Source organism: Ancylobacter sp. WKF20, from assembly GCF_029760895.1.
In the GTDB taxonomy this organism is placed as follows: domain Bacteria; phylum Pseudomonadota; class Alphaproteobacteria; order Rhizobiales; family Xanthobacteraceae; genus Ancylobacter.
Window position 1 is genome coordinate 1,368,761 of record NZ_CP121679.1, and the last position, 17,712, is coordinate 1,386,472.

At 67.7% G+C, this 17,712-nt stretch carries 14 protein-coding genes; 3 read left to right on the forward strand and 11 right to left on the reverse strand.

What is annotated here, in order from left to right; translation table 11 throughout:
• Positions 1-102 precede the first annotated feature (102 nt).
• Positions 103-804 (forward strand): transcriptional repressor LexA, encoded by a 702-nt coding sequence (lexA, locus tag AncyloWKF20_RS06270; RefSeq protein ID WP_279317031.1) that lies wholly within the window; start codon positions 103-105, stop codon positions 802-804.
• On the opposite strand, the gene AncyloWKF20_RS06275 is transcribed toward lexA, so the two are convergent.
• On the reverse strand, positions 798-3,800 hold the full coding sequence (locus AncyloWKF20_RS06275) for a ComEC/Rec2 family competence protein (RefSeq protein ID WP_279317032.1): 3,003 nt from the start codon (positions 3,798-3,800) through the stop codon (positions 798-800). The two genes, lexA and AncyloWKF20_RS06275, sit on opposite strands and share 7 nt — an antisense overlap.
• A gap of 63 nt (positions 3,801-3,863) precedes the next feature.
• On the opposite strand from AncyloWKF20_RS06275, the gene gltX reads away from it, so the two are divergent.
• Complete coding sequence (gltX, locus tag AncyloWKF20_RS06280) at positions 3,864-5,300, forward strand: glutamate--tRNA ligase (RefSeq protein ID WP_279317033.1); 1,437 nt, start codon at positions 3,864-3,866, stop codon at positions 5,298-5,300.
• Positions 5,301-5,610: 310 nt separating this feature from the next.
• On the forward strand, positions 5,611-6,921 hold the full coding sequence (gene gltA / locus AncyloWKF20_RS06285) for a citrate synthase (protein ID WP_267582270.1): 1,311 nt from the start codon (positions 5,611-5,613) through the stop codon (positions 6,919-6,921).
• A gap of 113 nt (positions 6,922-7,034) precedes the next feature.
• Here gltA and lpxB read toward each other — a convergent pair whose 3' ends face one another.
• The 10 genes from lpxB to frr all read right to left on the reverse strand — a co-directional run bounded on the left by lpxB (position 7,035) and on the right by frr (position 17,639).
• Entirely contained in the window at positions 7,035-8,207 is a 1,173-nt protein-coding gene (lpxB, locus tag AncyloWKF20_RS06290; protein ID WP_279317035.1) for a lipid-A-disaccharide synthase, read from the reverse strand.
• Positions 8,204-9,091: a UDP-2,3-diacylglucosamine diphosphatase LpxI gene (gene lpxI / locus AncyloWKF20_RS06295; RefSeq protein ID WP_279317036.1), complete on the reverse strand. Its 888-nt coding sequence runs from the start codon at positions 9,089-9,091 to the stop codon at positions 8,204-8,206. Before lpxI ends, lpxB begins: the two co-directional genes overlap by 4 nt.
• The gene (gene lpxA, locus AncyloWKF20_RS06300) at positions 9,066-9,899 is read right to left on the reverse strand and encodes an acyl-ACP--UDP-N-acetylglucosamine O-acyltransferase (RefSeq protein WP_279317037.1); all 834 of its coding nucleotides are present in this window, start codon (positions 9,897-9,899) and stop codon (positions 9,066-9,068) included. The genes lpxI and lpxA overlap by 26 nt, the downstream gene beginning before the upstream one ends.
• Positions 9,899-10,387, reverse strand: a complete 489-nt coding sequence (fabZ, locus tag AncyloWKF20_RS06305; RefSeq protein ID WP_279317038.1) for a 3-hydroxyacyl-ACP dehydratase FabZ — start codon at positions 10,385-10,387, stop codon at positions 9,899-9,901. Before fabZ ends, lpxA begins: the two co-directional genes overlap by 1 nt.
• 5 nt (positions 10,388-10,392) lie before the next feature.
• Complete coding sequence (lpxD, locus tag AncyloWKF20_RS06310; protein WP_279317039.1) at positions 10,393-11,457, reverse strand: UDP-3-O-(3-hydroxymyristoyl)glucosamine N-acyltransferase; 1,065 nt, start codon at positions 11,455-11,457, stop codon at positions 10,393-10,395.
• Positions 11,458-11,545: 88 nt separating this feature from the next.
• The gene (bamA, locus tag AncyloWKF20_RS06315; RefSeq protein ID WP_279317040.1) at positions 11,546-13,981 is read right to left on the reverse strand and encodes an outer membrane protein assembly factor BamA; all 2,436 of its coding nucleotides are present in this window, start codon (positions 13,979-13,981) and stop codon (positions 11,546-11,548) included.
• A gap of 179 nt (positions 13,982-14,160) precedes the next feature.
• Entirely contained in the window at positions 14,161-15,306 is a 1,146-nt protein-coding gene (gene rseP / locus AncyloWKF20_RS06320) for an RIP metalloprotease RseP (RefSeq protein WP_279317041.1), read from the reverse strand.
• Positions 15,307-15,425: 119 nt separating this feature from the next.
• Positions 15,426-16,247, reverse strand: coding sequence for a phosphatidate cytidylyltransferase (locus AncyloWKF20_RS06325; protein WP_279317042.1), 822 nt, complete (start codon positions 16,245-16,247; stop codon positions 15,426-15,428).
• A gap of 4 nt (positions 16,248-16,251) precedes the next feature.
• Positions 16,252-17,013 (reverse strand): isoprenyl transferase, encoded by a 762-nt coding sequence (locus tag AncyloWKF20_RS06330; protein ID WP_279317895.1) that lies wholly within the window; start codon positions 17,011-17,013, stop codon positions 16,252-16,254.
• A gap of 62 nt (positions 17,014-17,075) precedes the next feature.
• The gene (frr, locus tag AncyloWKF20_RS06335) at positions 17,076-17,639 is read right to left on the reverse strand and encodes a ribosome recycling factor (RefSeq protein WP_279317043.1); all 564 of its coding nucleotides are present in this window, start codon (positions 17,637-17,639) and stop codon (positions 17,076-17,078) included.
• Between the last annotated feature and the right edge of the window lie 73 nt (positions 17,640-17,712).

Below are 17,712 nucleotides of genomic sequence, written 5' to 3' on the forward strand. Positions count from 1 at the left end.
GTGAGAATTCCCCGTTGTGGAACACACAAAGAACGGATAGTGTTTGTTCGTGATTTGTTTCGCTTAACGGCCCTCGGGCACCCTACAGACGGATCGGGATCGATGCTCACCCGCAAACAGCACGAGCTGCTGCTCTTCATCGACGAACGCCTGAAACGGGACGGCGTGCCCCCCTCTTTCGAGGAAATGAAGGAGGCGCTCGATCTGCGGTCGAAATCGGGCATTCACCGCCTGATCACGGCGCTGGAAGAGCGCGGCTTCATCCGCCGCCTGCCCAACCGGGCCCGCGCGCTCGAAGTGCTCCGCCTGCCGGAGGACGCGCAGGCCCGCCCCGCGCGTGGCGCCTTCGCCCCCAATGTGATCGAAGGCAGCCTCGGCCGGGTGAAGCTGCCCTCCGCCGCGGTGGAGGAGGATTCCCGCCGCCCGGTAGCGATCCCCATCGTCGGCCGCATCGCCGCCGGCTCACCCATCTCCGCCATCCAGTCGCCCGACAGCACGATCAACATGCCGCCGGAAATGCTTTCGGGCGGCGAGCATTTCGCCCTTGAGGTGCGTGGTGATTCGATGATCGAGGCCGGCATCTTCGATGGCGACCTCGCGCTGATCCGCAAATCCGATACCGCCAGCACCGGCGACATCGTGGTGGCGCTGATCGACGACGAGGACGCTACGCTGAAGCGCCTGCGCCGCAAGGGCGCGTCCATCGCGCTGGAAGCCGCCAACCCGGCCTATGAGACCCGCATTTTCGGACCCGACCGGGTGCAGATTCAGGGCCGGCTCGTCGCGCTGTTCCGGCGCTACTGAGCGGGGATGGTCGCGCTTCCGGGCGCGGCCCGCGGATCGGCAACACTGGAGCCGTTGCGTCTTTCCGGCGTGACGGATGGTGCTGCCGGCAACCACGGCCTGGCGCCATCCGGCGGGCGCGAGTCGACCACCCGCCAGACGACCTTGGGTCTCAGTTCTGGTGGATGTGCGGTGGGCAGTTCAGGAGCCGTCGCGCGCGACGAGGGGGACAGAACCACCTCGGAAGGCTGGGGCTCACGGGCATCGGCCACGCCGGTTGTGATCGGCGACACGGCGCCGGGTGTCTTCACCCCGTATGTCGCGTCGTCTGGCGGCGCGCCGGCGGATGGGGTCTTCTCGGTCACCGTCGGCGATGGCGCACCCGTGAGCCAAGGTGTTCGCTCGTCAGGCAACGTAGCGCTGGAGCCATCGGTGCGAGCGCTCTCCAGGTTGCCTATGGGGGCGTCTCGCTGAAGAGTCGCTTGGGCGCGCGCATCCAGAGAAGCATCTGCACCCATCGCCGCCGCGTTCTGTACGGGAGGAGGCGCAGCCCGCCCCACCTCGCTTGGCGCAGGAGCCTGCGCCACCCGTCCCGCCGCGCTTGGCGCAGCAGCCGGCGCCGTCATCTCCGCGCCGCCCTCGACAGCAGCGCCGACCGCGCCGCCCCCGCCCCCATCTTCATCGTCAGTGATACCATCTTCGGCATCAGCAAAGCCGGTGAGCCCGACCCGCACCGCGGGCTCCGGCCCGACCGCCTCGCGATACAACGCCAGCGCCGAGGTCTGCCGTCGTGGGTCGATGCGCAGCACCTGCGCCGCGCAATCCTTGGGCGGCGCCTCGGTGGTGATCAGCAGCGCCACGCGCCGGCAGTCCTCCTCCAATGAGTCGCGGTGGCGCGACAGCGCGATAATCTCGCCGCCCGCCGTTTGCAGCGTGCAGCCCAGCGGATCGCAGCGCGCCGCCTGCGTCAGGGTCGGGTCCGCGAGGCGCGTGCGCTCACCCTCGGCGCTGAGCCATTGCTCGACGACGAAGCGGCCGGCTAGGCCGCGATCACGGTCGCCCATCAGCGTCAGCCGCCCGTCGCTCTGGCGCACCGCCACCGTCCGCCCCTCGCGGTCGACCAGTATGTCCGGCCGCTCGCGCAGCGGCGCCAGCGCAAGCCCGGCCAGCGCCAGCACGGGCGCCACAAGCACCAGCCGGCTGCGCAATAGGCAGAGGGCGGTGAGCGCCAGCGCGAACAGTACGAGACTCGCCAGCGGCAGCGCCGGCAGGCCGCGATCGGCACCGGGCACGGCGGCGACGGCGCGGGAGATGTCGACCATCCGCCCGATGCCCCAGCCCATCACATGCCAGGCCGGCGCGTCCCAGCCGAACGGAATGAGCAGCGCCCCCGCCAACCCCGCCGGCATGATGATGAAGGAGGCAATCGGCATCGCCCCGAGATTGGCGATGAGGCTCAGCGGCGCGAGGCGCTGGAAGTGATAGGCGGCGAAGGGCGCGGTCGCGAGGCCCGCCGCCAGCGATGTCAGCACCAGCGCGGCGATATAGACCGCCGGCCGATGCAGACAGCCCAGCCGCGCGCCCGGCAGTTCGGCCACCTGTCGTCCCCAATGCGCATAGGCGGCGACCAGCGCCAGCGTTGCGGCAAAGGACATCTGCGCGCCGGGATCGAGCACCGCCCAGGGTGTGAGCGCCAGCAGCAGCAGGGCGGCAACCGCCAGGGTACGGAGCGTCAGCGCGGGCCGGCCGAGAGCGACGCCGGCGAGCACGATGAGCGTCATCAGATAGGCGCGCTGCGTCGCCACCTCGCCGCCGGACAGCACGAGATAAAAGGTCGCCGCCAGCGCGGCCGGCACCGCCGCCCAGTTCTTGATCGGGTAGCGCAGCGCCAGCGCCGGCGAGAGCGCCAGCAGCGCCCGCACCAGAAAGAACATGCCCGTCGCCACCAGCGCCATGTGCAGGCCGGAGATGGACAGGACATGCGAGAGGCCGGCCACCCGCATGCTCTCCTCGATGCTCTCCGGCACCCCGTCGCGCAGCCCCGTCACCAGGGCGACAGCGATCGCCGCATCGCCCTGCGTCTGCGCCGAGGCTCCCGGCGGCAGCAGCGCCGCGCGGATGCGGTCGGCAATCGTCGCCCGCGTGGCCGCAAGCCAGGCGCTGACGGAAAGACCAGCCGGAGGCGGAGCGGTGGCCGGCACAACCGCTACCTTGCCGAGCGCGAATCCGGTGGCGCCGATCCCTTCCAGCCAGGCCAGCCGGCCGAAATCGAAACCGCCGGGATAGGCGGGCCCGGGTGGCGGAGCGAGGCTCGCCCGCAGCGCCACATGGGCGCCGACCTCGGGCGGCGTGCGGCTCGTCAGCGTCACCCGCACGCGGCGAGGCGCGGTCTCGCCCCGGCCGTCGAACCGCGTGAGTGCGAGGGTGATGCGGCTGCCGCGCGCCCGCTGCTCCGCCGCCTCGACGAAACCGGCAATCTCCACCCCGTCGACCGCGCGTTGCAAAACCGGATGGGCGATACGCTGCACCTGCAGGCTGGCGGTAGCGAAGCCGGCGGCGAGGGTCGCCAGCAGCGCCAGCAGATGGAAGGCCAGTGGCCGCTCGCGCGCCAGCAGGGTGAGCGCAGCGAGGCCGACAGCGGGGATCAGCCCGGCATAGGGCCAGGGCTCGCGCGGTGCCCCGAAATAAAGCGCGATGCCGGCCGCGAACACCACCGGCAGGAACAGGAAGAAGCGCCGCTCGGCCACCTCCAGCGCGAGCGCCGCGCCCAGCGCCTCGGCAAACCGTCCGGCGATCCCCGGCAGGTCAATGAGGCCGCCTCGCGCGCCGCGCGGCACGCCGAAGGCGATGGCCCGCGCCCGCCCGCGCGCCCTTGATCCGGCTTCATCGCTGTGACGCCCCCGACGGGGCTCGCCCGCGTCCTGCACGCCCTGCCCCAGTCTCGGCGGCGCGCTGTTGAGGAGCGAACGCCAGCCATGCGGCGCCGCCATTTCCCACGCCGGGGAGCTATGGTACACGCACCGTCCGCATCCGCCATGCTGTGCCGTCGCCCGCTACCGGCGACGCGAGACGGAAGAGATATGTCCGAGACCGTCGTTACCCGCTTCGCCCCCTCGCCCACCGGTTTCCTGCACATTGGCGGCGCGCGCACCGCGCTGTTCAACTGGCTCTATGCCCGGGCGAAGGGCGGCACGATGCTGCTGCGCATCGAGGACACCGACCGGCAGCGCTCCACCCCCGAGGCGATCGACGCCATCATCGACGGGCTGAAATGGCTCGGCATCGACTGGTCCGGCGACGTGATCTACCAGTTCGCCCGCGCCGAGCGGCACCGCGAGGCGGTGGAGCAGATGATCGCCGCCGGGCGCGCCTATCCGTGCTTTGCGACCGCGCAGGAGCTGGAGGAGATGCGGGAGAGCGCGCGTAGGGAAGGCCGCCCGCCGCGCTATGACGGGCGCTGGCGCGACCGCCCGGCCTCGGATTACCCGACCGACCGCAAGCCGGTGTACCGCCTGAAGGCGCCGACCGAGGGCGAGACGGTCATTGAGGATCTCGTGCAGGGCCGCGTCGTCATCCCCAACAAGGATCTCGACGACCTCGTGCTGCTGCGCTCGGACGGCACGCCGACCTACATGCTCTCGGTCGTGGTCGACGATCACGACATGAACGTCACCCACATCATCCGCGGCGACGACCATCTGACCAATGCGGCGCGGCAGACGCAGATCTATCTCGCGCTCGGCTGGACCGTGCCCAAGATGGCGCACATCCCGCTGATCCACGGGCCGGATGGCGCCAAGCTCTCCAAGCGCCATGGCGCGCTCGGCGTCGATGCCTACCGCGCCATGGGCTATCTGCCGGCCGCGTTGCGCAACTATCTGGTGCGGCTCGGCTGGAGCCATGGCGACCAGGAAATTTTCTCGACCGACGAGATGAGCCAGCTCTTCGATCTCGACCGCGTGGGCCGCTCGGCGGCGCGCTTCGACTTCGCCAAGCTGGAGAACATCAATGGGCTCTATATGCGGGCGACGCCCGATGCGGAGCTGCTGGCGGCGCTGGATGAGGTGCTGCCGCATCTGCCGAACGGCGCGGAGATCGCCGCCGCCCTCACCCCCGAGCGCCGGGCGCAGCTTCTCGCCGCCATGCCCGGCCTGAAGGAGCGCGCCAAGACGCTGGTCGAGCTGATCGACAGCGCCAGCTACATCTGGAAGTCCCGCCCCTTCCCGCTGGAAGAGAAGGCGCAGGCGCTGCTCACCCCCGAGGCGCGCGACCTGCTCGCCGCGACCGGCGCGGCACTGGCCGGCGTCAGCGACTGGACCGCTGCCACCACCGAGGCCGCCGTTCGACAGGTGGCGGAGGCGAAGGCGGTGAAGCTCGGCGCGCTGGCCCAGCCGCTGCGCGCGGCGATGACCGGCCGCACCACCTCGCCCGGCATTTTCGACGTGCTGGCGGTTCTCGGCAAGGACGAGACGCTGGCGCGCATCGGCGATCAGGCGAGCGCCGCGCCTGCCGCCTGACGGCGGCGGCGAGGCTTGCGCCAAGCTTGCAACGGCCTTGCCCCGGACGGTCCTGCCGGACCGCGCGGGGCGGATTTGATGCGCCTGCGAGATACGTAAAAGCCTGTACGGCAAGGATTCCCGTCGCTTCGTCTTACGCCCTTCGCTGCGCTTGCGAGCAGGGGGCGAAACCGCTACGACTCCCTGCACAGGCTGCGGCATGGCCTCACCCGCCCGCTTGCCCCGCCATCCAGCCAGACGCCGAAAGCGCGCAGCGGCACCGGCAAAGGGTGCACCGTTCTTTCGGCTCCATATGCTCAGGGAGACGCGCATGGACGCCATTAACGGCACTTCGGCGAAAACCGCCAAACTCACCATTGGCGAGGAAAGCTGGGATCTGCCCATCCTTGGCGGCACCATCGGGCCCGACGTCATCGACATCGGCAAGCTGTACGGCCAGACCGGCAAGTTCACCTACGACCCCGGCTTCACCTCGACCGCCTCCTGCGAAAGCCAGATCACCTATATCGATGGCGACGAGGGCGTTCTGCTCTATCGCGGCTACCCGATCGAGCAGCTGGCCGAAAGCGGCGACTTCCTCGAGACCTGCTACCTGCTGCTGTATGGCGAGCTGCCGACCGCCGCCCAGAAGGCGGATTTCGACTACCGCGTCACGCGCCACACCATGGTGCATGAGCAGATGAGCCGCTTCTTCCACGGCTTCCGCCGCGACGCGCACCCGATGGCGGTGCTGGTGGCCTCGGTCGGCGCCATGTCGGCCTTCTATCACGACAGCACCGACATCTCCGATCCGCAGCAGCGGATGATCGCCTCGATCCGCATGATCGCGAAGATGCCGACGCTGGCCGCCATGGCCTATAAATACTCGATCGGCCAGCCCTTCGTGTACCCGAAGAACGAGCTGGATTACGCCTCGAACTTCCTGCGCATGTGCTTCTCGGTACCCTGCGAGGAGTACAAGGCGAACCCGGTGCTCTCGCGCGCCATCGACCGCATCTTCATCCTGCACGCCGACCACGAGCAGAACGCCTCGACCTCCACCGTGCGCCTCGCCGGCTCCTCCGGCGCCAACCCCTTTGCCTGCATCGCCGCCGGCATCGCCTGCCTCTGGGGCCCGGCCCATGGCGGCGCCAACGAGGCCGCGCTCAAGATGCTCGGCGAGATCGGCTCGGTCGATCGCATCCCGGAATACATCAAGCGCGCCAAGGACAAGAACGACCCGTTCCGCCTGATGGGCTTCGGTCACCGCGTCTACAAGAACTATGATCCGCGCGCCAAGATCATGCAGCGCACCTGCCACGAGGTGCTCGGCGAGCTCGGCATCAAGGACGATCCGCTGCTCGACATCGCCGTGGAACTCGAGCGCATCGCGCTGCAGGACGAGTATTTCGTCGAGCGCAAGCTCTACCCGAACATCGACTTCTACTCGGGCATCACGCTGCGCGCACTGGGCTTCCCGACCTCCATGTTCACCGTGCTGTTCGCTCTCGCCCGCACCGTGGGCTGGATCGGCCAGTGGAAGGAGATGATCGAGGATCCCGGCCAGCGCATCGGCCGTCCGCGCCAGCTCTACACCGGCGCCGCCCAGCGCGACTACGTGCCGATCGCCCGCCGCAAGTGAGGCGCCCCCCGGCGAGTAGCGCCTCGCCGGGCTGACACGTTTCAGGAGCCCTGTCTTCCCACCGGAAGGCGGGGTTTCTTATTTAAAGGGTGCCGCAGGGAGCGGGATGGCCCTCAGCGGGCGAGCAGGTCCAGAACAGCCTGCGCGGCGCGCTCACCGGGGCTTGCGCCATCAAGCCCCATCACCACGTCGAGCCGGGCGAAGGCGGCAAGCTGCGCGTCCCGCTCGGGCCCGCCCTCGATCAGCCGCGCGAGTTGGTCGGCCATGGCCGGCGGGTCGATATGCCATTGCAGATATTCCGGCACCGCCTTCTCCTTCAGAATCAGGTTCGGCAGGATGGCCGTGTCCACCTTGATAAGGTAGGGCAGGATGTACCCCTCCAGCCACGGCACCTTATAGGCCGCCACGGTCGGGATACCCGCCAGCGCCAGTTCCAGCATCACGGTGCCCGATGCTGCCAGCGCCGCGCGGGCGACGCGGAACGCCGCGTGTTTCTCAGCCTCTTCCACGACGATACGTGGCTTCACCGGCCAGCCGGCGACCATCGCCTCGACCTCGGCCAGCCGCTTCGGCAGAGTCGGCAGCACGAAATCAACGCGAGGCAGCTTCTGGTGCAGCCGGCCAAGCACATCGCCGAACACAGTGCCGAGCCGTGCCAGCTCCGCGCGGCGGCTGCCGGGCAGCACCAGCATGACCGGACGATCCGAGGCGCGGAGCCTCGCTTCCTCGGCATTGGGCCGCAGATGCTCGAGCATGCCGATGAGCGGGTGCCCGACATAGATTGTCGTCGGCCCGCCAAGATCGGCCATCACCTGCGGCTCGAAAGGCAGCACGGCGAGAACGCGGTCGATATCCGGCGCCATCGCCTTCGCACGCCCCTCGCGCCAGACCCACACCGTCGGCGCGACATATTTCACGATGGGCAAATGCGGCAGCTTGCGGCGCACGCGATGGGCGACGCGGTGGGTGAAGTCCGGCGCATCGACCAGCACCAGCACATCCGGCGGCGCGGCGACGATGGCATCCACTGTCGCGCGCAGGCGGCGCAGAATGCGCGGCAAGCCGGCGATAACCTGCGCGAAGCCCATGGCGGTGATGTCTTCCATGGGGAACAGCGAGGACAACCCCAGCGCCTGCATCCGCCCGCCACCGACGCCGCGAAACCGCGCGCCGGGAACCCGCGCGCGCAAGGCAGCCATCAGCCCCGCCGCCAGGATATCGCCGGATTCCTCACCCGCGACGAGAAACACGTCGAGCGGCTTCGGGCCAGTCGCCGGCTCGGTCACGACGCGCCCTCGCGCGGGGCAATGCCATAGATGAACAGGCCAGCCGCGTCGGCCGCCGCGACGAGGCGCGCGAGATCCGCGACGATCACGCCGCCGGCCTCGACCGCGATCCCCGCAAGCCCGGCGCGCGCCGCGCCTTCCACCGTGCGCTCCCCCAGCGAGGGCATGTCGAGCCGCCGGTCCTGCCCAACCTTGGGCAGCTTCACCAGCACGCCGCAGCGCGCGGCGCGGCGGATGCGGCCATTGGCGCGAAGTTCGGCGACGCGGGCGAGCATGAGGTCAGTGCCCTCCGCCGCCTCCATGGCGACGACGTGGCGCCCCATCACAACGAGCCCCTGCCCAATGTCGAGCGGCCCTGTGATATCAAGCACATGGCGGGCGACGTTAATGTCGTCCAGCTCCTCGCGGCTGACGCTGACCGCACCCAATTGACCGGCCGGCACCAGAATATCCGGCGCGACTTCATGCGCGCCGAGCAGGCGGAAACCGGTCTCCTCGACCAGTTTGCCAAGGCTGCTCAACAGATGATCGTCGCCGCCGCGCATCATGTGGAGAACACGCGGCAGCAGCGTCAGCGTCGTCCAGTCGAGACGTATGTCGCGGATTCGGGGGCGCAGCACATTGCCGATGAACACCACGTCGCGGCAGCCGCGCCGGCGCAATTCGCGCGTCAGCAGCCCGAAGCGGCCGATGGGGATCCACACATGCGGCCAGGCCTCCACTTCCGGCCCGGCGAAGCCGCGGACCGGAAACAGCACGACCTCACGGCCCGCCTTCTGCGCCGCCCGCGCGACGGCGAGCGGAAAAGTGCCGCCGCCGCAGATGATGGCGAGGGGGCCGGCCGAGCCCTGTGCCGGCTCAGGCGGCTTCGGGCTCGACGACATGATCGACCGCATCAACGGGAACGGTCAGGCGGCGCTTGCCGGCGCTGCGCACGAAATCGACGATGAGCATGACATTCGCCTCGTCGCCAAACTGCGCCGCCACCCGCTCCGTGCGCTCGGCCAGCGTGCCGGCGCTGTAGAACAGCTCACGATAGGCCGCCTGCAAGGCGCGCCGCTGCGCCAGCGTCAGGCCACGACGCTTGAGGCCGGTGTAGTTGAGCGAGCGCAGGCCCGGATGCCCCTCCATCATCAGCCCGAAGGGGATGATGTCGAAGTGCACGCCGCACATACCCCCAATCATGGCGCCCGTGCCGATGCGGGTGAACTGATGGACAGCGGAGAGGCCGCCGATGAACACGTTGTCCCCCACCGTGCAGTGGCCGGCCAGCGTCGCGTTATTGGCGAAGATGACCCGATCGCCGACGATGCAGTCATGCGCCACATGGCTCGCCGCCATGAACATGCAGCCCTCGCCGACCACCGTTTCCATGTGACCACCGACCGTGCCGGTGTTCATCGTCACATGCTCGCGGATGACGCAGTTGCGGCCGATCCGCAGACGGGTCGGCTCGCCCTTGTAGTGATGCGACTGCGGCGGAAAGCCGAGCGCGGCGAAGGGATAGACGCTTGAGCCTTCGCCGACGGTCGTGTGGCCAGCAAGCGCCACATGCGAGATGAGTTTCACCCCGGCCTCGAGCACGACATTGGCACCGACGGTGCAGAAGGGCCCGATCTCGACCCCCTCGCCGAGGACGGCACCGTCCTCGACCCGCGAGGTGGGATCGATCTTCACGGAGGAAACGCTCATTACTTCTGTGCCTCTCGGGCGATCATCGCCCCGACTTCTGCCTCAGCGACGAGCTGGCCATCGACCTTGGCCTCGCCCCGGAACCACCACATGTTCCGGCGCTTCGACATCTGCGTCATGTGGTATTCGAGAACATCGCCGGGCACGACCGGCTTGCGGAACTTCGCCTTGTCGATGGTCATGAAATAGACCAGCGAGGGCGGGCCATCGTCCGGCCGGCCGAGCAGGCAGATCGTGCCGGCGGTCTGCGCCATGCCTTCGAGGATGAGCACGCCGGGCATCACCGGGTTGTCCGGGAAATGGCCCTGGAAATGCGGCTCGTTCGCGGAGACGTTCTTCACGCCGATGGCGCTCTTGTCGCCGTCGATCTCGACGATCTTGTCGACCATGAGGAAGGGGTAGCGGTGCGGCAGGGCGGCGAGGATGCGCATGATGTCGGCGGAGCCGAGCGTCGGCGTTTCGATCTTGCTGTCGGTCTGAACGTCCATGTCCTTCACTGCCCTTGCTGACCACCGGCGGCCGGGCGCTCGACACGCGCCAGGCGCTGCACGGCCATGACCTCGCGGAACCACTCGCGCATCGGCTTGGCGGGAGAACCACCCCACTCGACGCCCGGCGGCACATCGTCCTTCACATTGCTCGACGCGGCGATGCGGGCACCGTCACCGATCTTCACATGGCCGATGACGCCCACCTGCCCGCCCAGCATCACGAAGTCACCCAGCGTGGCGCTGCCGGCGATACCGGTCTGCGACACCACGATGCAATGGCGACCGATGACCACGTTGTGGGCGATCTGAACGAGATTGTCGATCTTGCTGCCCTCGCCGATCACCGTGTCGCGCAGGCCGCCGCGATCAATGGTGGTGCCGGCGCCGATCTCCACATCGTCCTGCAGGATGACGCGCTTGATCTGCGGCACCTTGGCGTGCCCTCTGGCGCCGCCGAGATAGCCGAAGCCATCCTGCCCGATGCGGGCGCCGGGATGGACGATGACGCGGTCGCCGAGCAGCGCATGCTGCAAGCTGGCACCCGGACCGATGGAACAGTTGCGCCCGATGCGCACGCCGGCCCCGATGATCGCACCCGCCGCGATCACCGTGCCGCCTCCGATCTCTGCGCCCGGCCCGACAACCGCGCCGGGATCGACGGTGACGTCGCTCTCCAGGCGGGCCTGCGGATGCACCACAGCGCCAGCAGCGATGCCGGTCGCACCGAAGGCGGAGCCGGGCCGCAGCAGGGCGGCATGGAACTGGCGGGCGATGGCGACGAAGGCCGGGTAGGGCTTGGGCACGACCAGCGCGACCGCCCCGGCGGGCACATGATCGACAAAGCGGGGGCTGACGAGAACGGCGCCGGCACGAGTCGCCTGAAGCTCCCCGACATGGCGCGGGCCATCCATGAAGGCCACGTCCCGAGGGCCCGCCTCATCAAGGGAAGCGACGCCGGAGAACTGGCGTCCACCATCCACGCCCTCGGGCAGAGGCGCGCCGACAGACGCGGCGATCTCGGCCAGAGAAAGCGGGGTAGGCGCGGGATAAAAGACGGGATCGCTCATGGTCGGTTGCCGTGCGGCCGGGGCCCCTCAAACGCAGAGGCGGCCCGGAGAACCGGGCCGCCGTGCAGATTGCCGTCAGATCAGACTATCAGAAACGGGTGCCGCCGCTGAAGCGGAAAGCCTGCGTCTGGTCGTAGTCTTCCTTGGTGAGCGCCCAGGCATAGTCGAAGCGCAGCGGGCCGAAGGGCGACTTCCAAATCAGGCTCACGCCGACCGAGGAGCGGATCAGGTCGCTATCCGCCACGCAAACCGCGCCGGTGGCATTTGATGACCCCGCCGGGCAGTCGGCTTCGTTCTGCGCCGTGGTAGCAGCGTCAAACGTGGTCGCACCCTGATAGTCCCACAGCGAGCCAGCGTCGGCGAACACCGCAGCCCGCAACCCCAGCTCCTTCGGCATGAAGGTGAGCGGGAACTGCAGCTCGGCCGTCGTGCCCCAGTACAGCGTGCCGCCGATGGCATCCGCGTCAGAATAGTCGCAGACGCCGTTCACACAACCCGACGCAAGGTCACGCGGGCCAATGCCGTTCGGCTCGAAGCCGCGCACGAGGTCCGGGCCCTTGAAGAAATTGTCGAGGATGCGCAGATCCTCGCCGCCCCACGAGGTCACGTTACCCGCCTGGCCGCGCAGCATGAGCACCACGTCGCCATAGACCGGGAAGTAGAAGCGCGAGTCGAAGGTCGAGCGGATGTAGTTCACGTCGCCGCCGAGACCGGCCAGATCCTGCTTGAACTCAATCAGGTAGCCGTTCGTCGGATCCGTGTTGTTGTCCAGCATGTTGTAGCTGAGCGTGTAACCAACGGCCGAGGTGATGGCCGGATCGTTGTTCACCTCGAGCAGCGCCCAGGAGACGTTGCCGTAATCCTGGATGTCTTCCTCGTCGATCGAGATTTCCTTCTGATACAGGCTGTAGCGCAGACCCAGCGTCAGCTCGTCGGTCAGCGGCAGGGCCACGCGCAGCGTACCGCCGCCCGTCGTCGTGTCATACGGGCTGTACGAGGTCGCCTGCGTCTCCTTGTAGTAAAGGTCGAAGCCGGCAGCGACGCGGTAGTCGAGGAAGTAGGGCTCAGTGAAGTTGAAGTCGATGCCCTGCGCGTTCTCACCCAGCGAGCCGGCGAGGCGGACATACTGGCCACGACCCAGGAAGTTCTTCTCGGACACCGCGACTTCGCCGATGAAGCCGTCCGCCGTGGAGTAACCGCCCGAGATGGAGAACTCGCCGGTGGGCTGATCCTCAACCTGCACCACGAGGATCACGCGATCGGGCGCGGTGCCCGGCTCGGTGGTGATCTTCACGTCCTTGAAGTAGCCGAGGTTGCGCAAGCGGCGCTCGGCGCGGTCGATCAGCACGCGGTTATAGGCATCGCCTTCCGCCAGATCGAACTCGCGACGGATGACCCAGTCGCGGGTGCGGGTGTTGCCGCGGATTTCGATGCGCTCGATATAGACGCGCGGGCCTTCCTCGACGGCGAAGACCAGCGAGATGGTGCGGGTCTGCACGTCGCGGTCGCCGCGCGGGCGCACCTGGGCGAAGGCATAGCCGCTCTTCGACACCTCGATCGTAGCGTTCTCGACCGACTTCTCGACCAGCTCGGCGTTGTAGACCTGGCCCTTCTGCACGCGCAGCGCCGCGCGGATCCGGGCCGGATCGACGTCCTTGATGTTGGAGACGACGTCCACCGTGCCGACGCGGTACTGCGGGCCCTCGTCGATGACATAGGTCAGCACGAAGCCGTTCTTGCCGCGGTCGAGATCCGCCGTCACCGAGACGATGCGGAAATCGGCATAGCCGTGCCGCAGATAGAACCGGCGCAGCAGTTCCTGGTCGGAATTGATGCGGTCGACATCATAGACGTCGGTATTCTTGATCCAGGACAGCCAGTTGGTCTCGGTCGTCGTCAGCTCTTCCTTGAGCTTGTACTCGGAGAAGGCCTTGTTGCCGACGAAGACGATACCGGCGACGCCGAGCTTCTCGCCTTCGGTGATCTCGAAGACGAGGTCGACACGGCCCTGCCCGCGCTCGATGGTCTTCGGCACGACCTTCACATCGTAGCGGCCCGAGCGGCGGTAGAGTTCGATGATGCGCTGGGTGTCGGCCTGCACCGTGGTCTTGGAGAACGGCGCGCGGGCCTTGGACTGAACCTCGCTGGCGAGCTGCTCGTCCTTGATCTTGCGATTGCCCTCAAACGCCACGCGGTTGATGACCTCGTTCTCGGTCACGCGCACCACGAGGCGATTGCCGCTGCGGCTGACATTGACGTCCGAGAACAGACCGGTCGCGTAGAGCGCCTTCAGCCCCTCGTCGATCTTGGCCGGCGTCAACGCCTCGCCCGGCTTCGACGCGAAATAGGACCGGATCGTCTCCGCATCCACACGCTGATTACCCTCAACGACAATGGAACTTGCAGTCTGAGCGACCGCAGCCACAGGCGCGACGACCGTTCCGGCAACCCCCGCGACAGCCATCAGTGCAACAACACTGGCGACCGACGCCAACTTACTCACGAACCGGAAACTACCAGCCATTTGGTGCGCAACCTTACCGTTGTTCTGACATCACGCCGGCCGCGGCCGCAGCTCGGCATGATCTTCACCCTGCGACCCCGCTTGTACAGACTTTTGGCAAGCCTGCAAACCGAGCCACCCCGACACCCACGCCTTTTCCGCACGGCGTGGCCCGAGGGCAACGCCGCAGCGGAAGCAGCTTAAGACTTTGAAATAGTGAGAATATCGTTCCACGTTGCAAAGATCATCAGCATCAACACCAGCGCCAATCCAATGCGGAAACCCACCTCCTGCGCCCGCTCGCTGAGCGGACGGCCGCGCAGCGCCTCGATGGCGTAGAAGAGCAGGTGCCCCCCGTCCAGCAACGGTACGGGAAAGAGGTTAAGAAGACCGATCGAAACCGACAGAACCGCCGCAAGCTGCAGCAGCGCCGCGACGCCGAAGGTCGCGACCTGGCCGGAAACCTGCGCAATTCGGATCGGCCCACCGAGTTGGTCCGCTGATTCCCGGCCCGTCACCACGCCACCGAGATAGCTGAAGGTGCGGTCGACGATGAACCACACTTCCTTGCTGGCCATGCCGACCGCCGCCACGGGGCCGAATCGCTCGGTCTTCACCTCGCCACTGCCCGTCGAGCGGGCGATTCCGAGAACGCCGAGTCGATGGACATTGCCGAAGCTGTCCGTCACCTCGCGCCGGTCGGGCGTCGCGGTGAGCGTTAGGCGCTGGCCGCCGCGCTCGATCTCGACGGCGAGCGGCTGATCGGCACTGGCGCTGACAATGCGCTGCATGTCGCCGAAGGTTTCGATCTTGGCGCCGTCAATCGACAGGATGAGATCGTTCGGCTGGAAGCCGGCGCGCTCAGCGGCGCTGCCGGCCTGTACGGTGTCGACCTGCGGCACGGTCACCTGCCGCCCGACCGTCATGAACAGCCCGGCGAAGATGACGATGGCGAGAATGAAATTGGCGATCGGCCCGGCGGCCACGATGGCCGCGCGCGCCGCGACCGGCTTGTGGAAGAAGCTCTCACGCCGGTCCGTCTCGCTCATGCCGGCAAGCGTCTCGCGGTCCGGGGTCGAGGCGGCGTTGTCATCGCCGAGAAACTTCACATAGCCGCCGAGCGGAATGACGGACAGCTTCCAGCGCGTGCCGTGACGGTCGTAGAAGCCGGCAATTTCCGGCCCGAAACCCACGGAGAACGCCACAACGCGCACCCCCGCGCGCCGGGCGACCCAGAAGTGGCCGAGCTCATGGAAGAAAACCACGATGGTCAGCACGAACAGAAAAGGGATCACATAGCCGAGGAGCCAGCTTGCGGTGCCGCCCATCGAGGCGAGAAATTCCATGGTTCAGTTCCCAAAACCGGCACGGGGACAAAGGCGCCGCGTCACACAGGAGGATGGTTGAAGGCGAAGTTGGGCGAAAGTCCGTATGCCGTCAAAATCCGGCACGATTCCCGCCGGCATCACCACGCCAGAAGGCCGAGCGCCGGGGCGGTGGGATCGCGCAGCAGGCCAAGAGCCAGCGCGAAAGCGCCGGCAGCGATGAAGCCATCCAGCCGGTCCATCAGCCCACCATGGCCGGGAATGAGCGCGCTGGAATCCTTCACGCCAAACCGGCGCTTCATCGACGATTCGAAGAGATCGCCCGCCTGGCTCACCACGCTCGCGAGAAAAGCCGCCGGAGCGGCGAGCAGCGCGGAGGAGAGCCCACCGACATAAAGCGTCAGCATTCCTGCGGCCATGCCGAAAACCGCGCCGCCAATGGCACCCGACCAGGTCTTGTTCGGGCTGACGCGCGGCCAGAGCTTCGGCCCGCCGATCAGGCGACCGCAAAAGTAGGCGGCGATGTCGGTGCTCCAGACGACGGCGAACAGCCAGACGATGCTGAGCAGCCCGATCACCGGCTCGGCCCGCAGCATCAGCGCCGGCAAGGCGAGCGCGGCGGCGTAGAGCACGCCGAAAGGTGTCCAGAGCCGCAGCCGGCGCCCGCCCCGTGCAATCAGCGCGACGGCCACCATGCCGACGATGACAAGGGCGGAGGCGGCGGAGAGCGGGCGGATCGCCAGCATCAGCACCGCCCCAATCAACGCGAGCGAACCGACGATCAGCAGCGCGCGCTTGGGCTTGGCGCCGATCACGGTGAGCCATTCCCAGAAGACCAGCAGAGCGGTGATCAGCACCACCAAGGTGAACGGCCAGTGGCCCCACAGGCAGACAGCGAGGACAAGGGGAGCGAGTACCAGCGCCGAAATCAGCCTGGGACGGAAATCGGCACCGATCCGCACCAGCTCAATATCCCCTGGGCTCGATGCCACCGAAGCGCCGCTCGCGCCGGCCATATTCCGTCAACGCCCGCTCCAGCCAGCCCTTGTCGAAATCCGGCCAAAGCACGGGCAGGAACACCAGCTCGGCATAGGCAGCCTGCCAGAGCAGGAAGTTGGACAAACGCTGCTCGCCACTCGTGCGGATGACCAGATCGAGCGCCGGCAGGCCCGCCGTGTCGAGCTCGGCGGCGAGGCTGTCGGCCGTCACGTCCTCCGCGCGCAGCTCGCCGGCCGCCACCTTGGCGGCAAGGCTGCGGGCGGCGCGGGCGATCTCGTTACGCGAGCCATAGTTGAAGGCGACGGTGAGGCACAGGCCGGTATTGGCGCGGGTCAGCGCCTGCGTCTCATAGAGCAGATCCTGCACCTCGGAATCGCCGGGATGTCCCTCGCCGATGATCCGAACCCGGACATTATTAGCGTGAAGGTCGCGCAGATCCGAGCGGATGAAGCGCTTGAGCAGCCCCATCAGCTCCGTCACCTCCGCCTCGGGGCGCGACCAGTTCTCGCTGGAGAAACTGTAGAGCGTGATCGCCTCGAGACCGATCTCACGGGCTGCCGTTACCGTGCGCCGCACCGCCTCGACGCCGCGCCGGTGCCCTTCGAAGCGCGGCATGCCATGCGCCTTCGCCCAGCGGCCATTGCCATCCATGATGATGGCGACATGGCGCGGAAGCGCCGCGCTGCCGAGCGCGACGTCCTGCTTGTCCGTCCGGGAAGAGCTGCCGATCGACAACCCGAATTTGGCGATATTCACGGAGCCCCCCTCCTCTGCCGCGGGTGGCGTGGCCGCTAGATGGCGAGGATTTCCTTTTCCTTCGCCGCGACAACCTGGTCGATCTCCGCGATCGACTGGTCCGTCGCCTTCTGCACCTGATCGGCGAGCCGGTCGAGATCGTCCGAGCTCATATCGCCGTCCTTCTCGGCCTTCTTGAGGCCATCGAGGCCGTCGCGGCGCACATGACGCACCGAAACACGCGCGGCTTCGGCATATTTATGCGCCACCTTGACCAGTTCCTGGCGACGCTCCTGCGTCAGCTCAGGAATGCGCACGCGCAGAACCTGGCCCTCGGTCTGCGGGTTGAGGCCGAGATTCGAATCGCGAATGGCCTTCTCGACCGCCGCCACCATGCCGCGATCCCACACCTGAACCGAGAGCATGCGCGGCTCGGGAACGTTCACCGAAGCGACCTGATTGAGCGGCATGTGGCTGCCATAGGCATCGACCTGGATCGGCTCCAGCAGGCTCGCCGAGGCGCGGCCGGTGCGCAGGCCACCGAGTTCAGTCTTGAGAACGCCAATGGCGCCCTGCATGCGACGCTTCAGATCGGCAATATCAGTCGGATCAGTGCTCATGCGGACCTCTTCTACTCATCTGCCGGGCGCTGAGGCCTGGCGGGGGCGCCGGAACCGGTGCCGCGAAACGGGT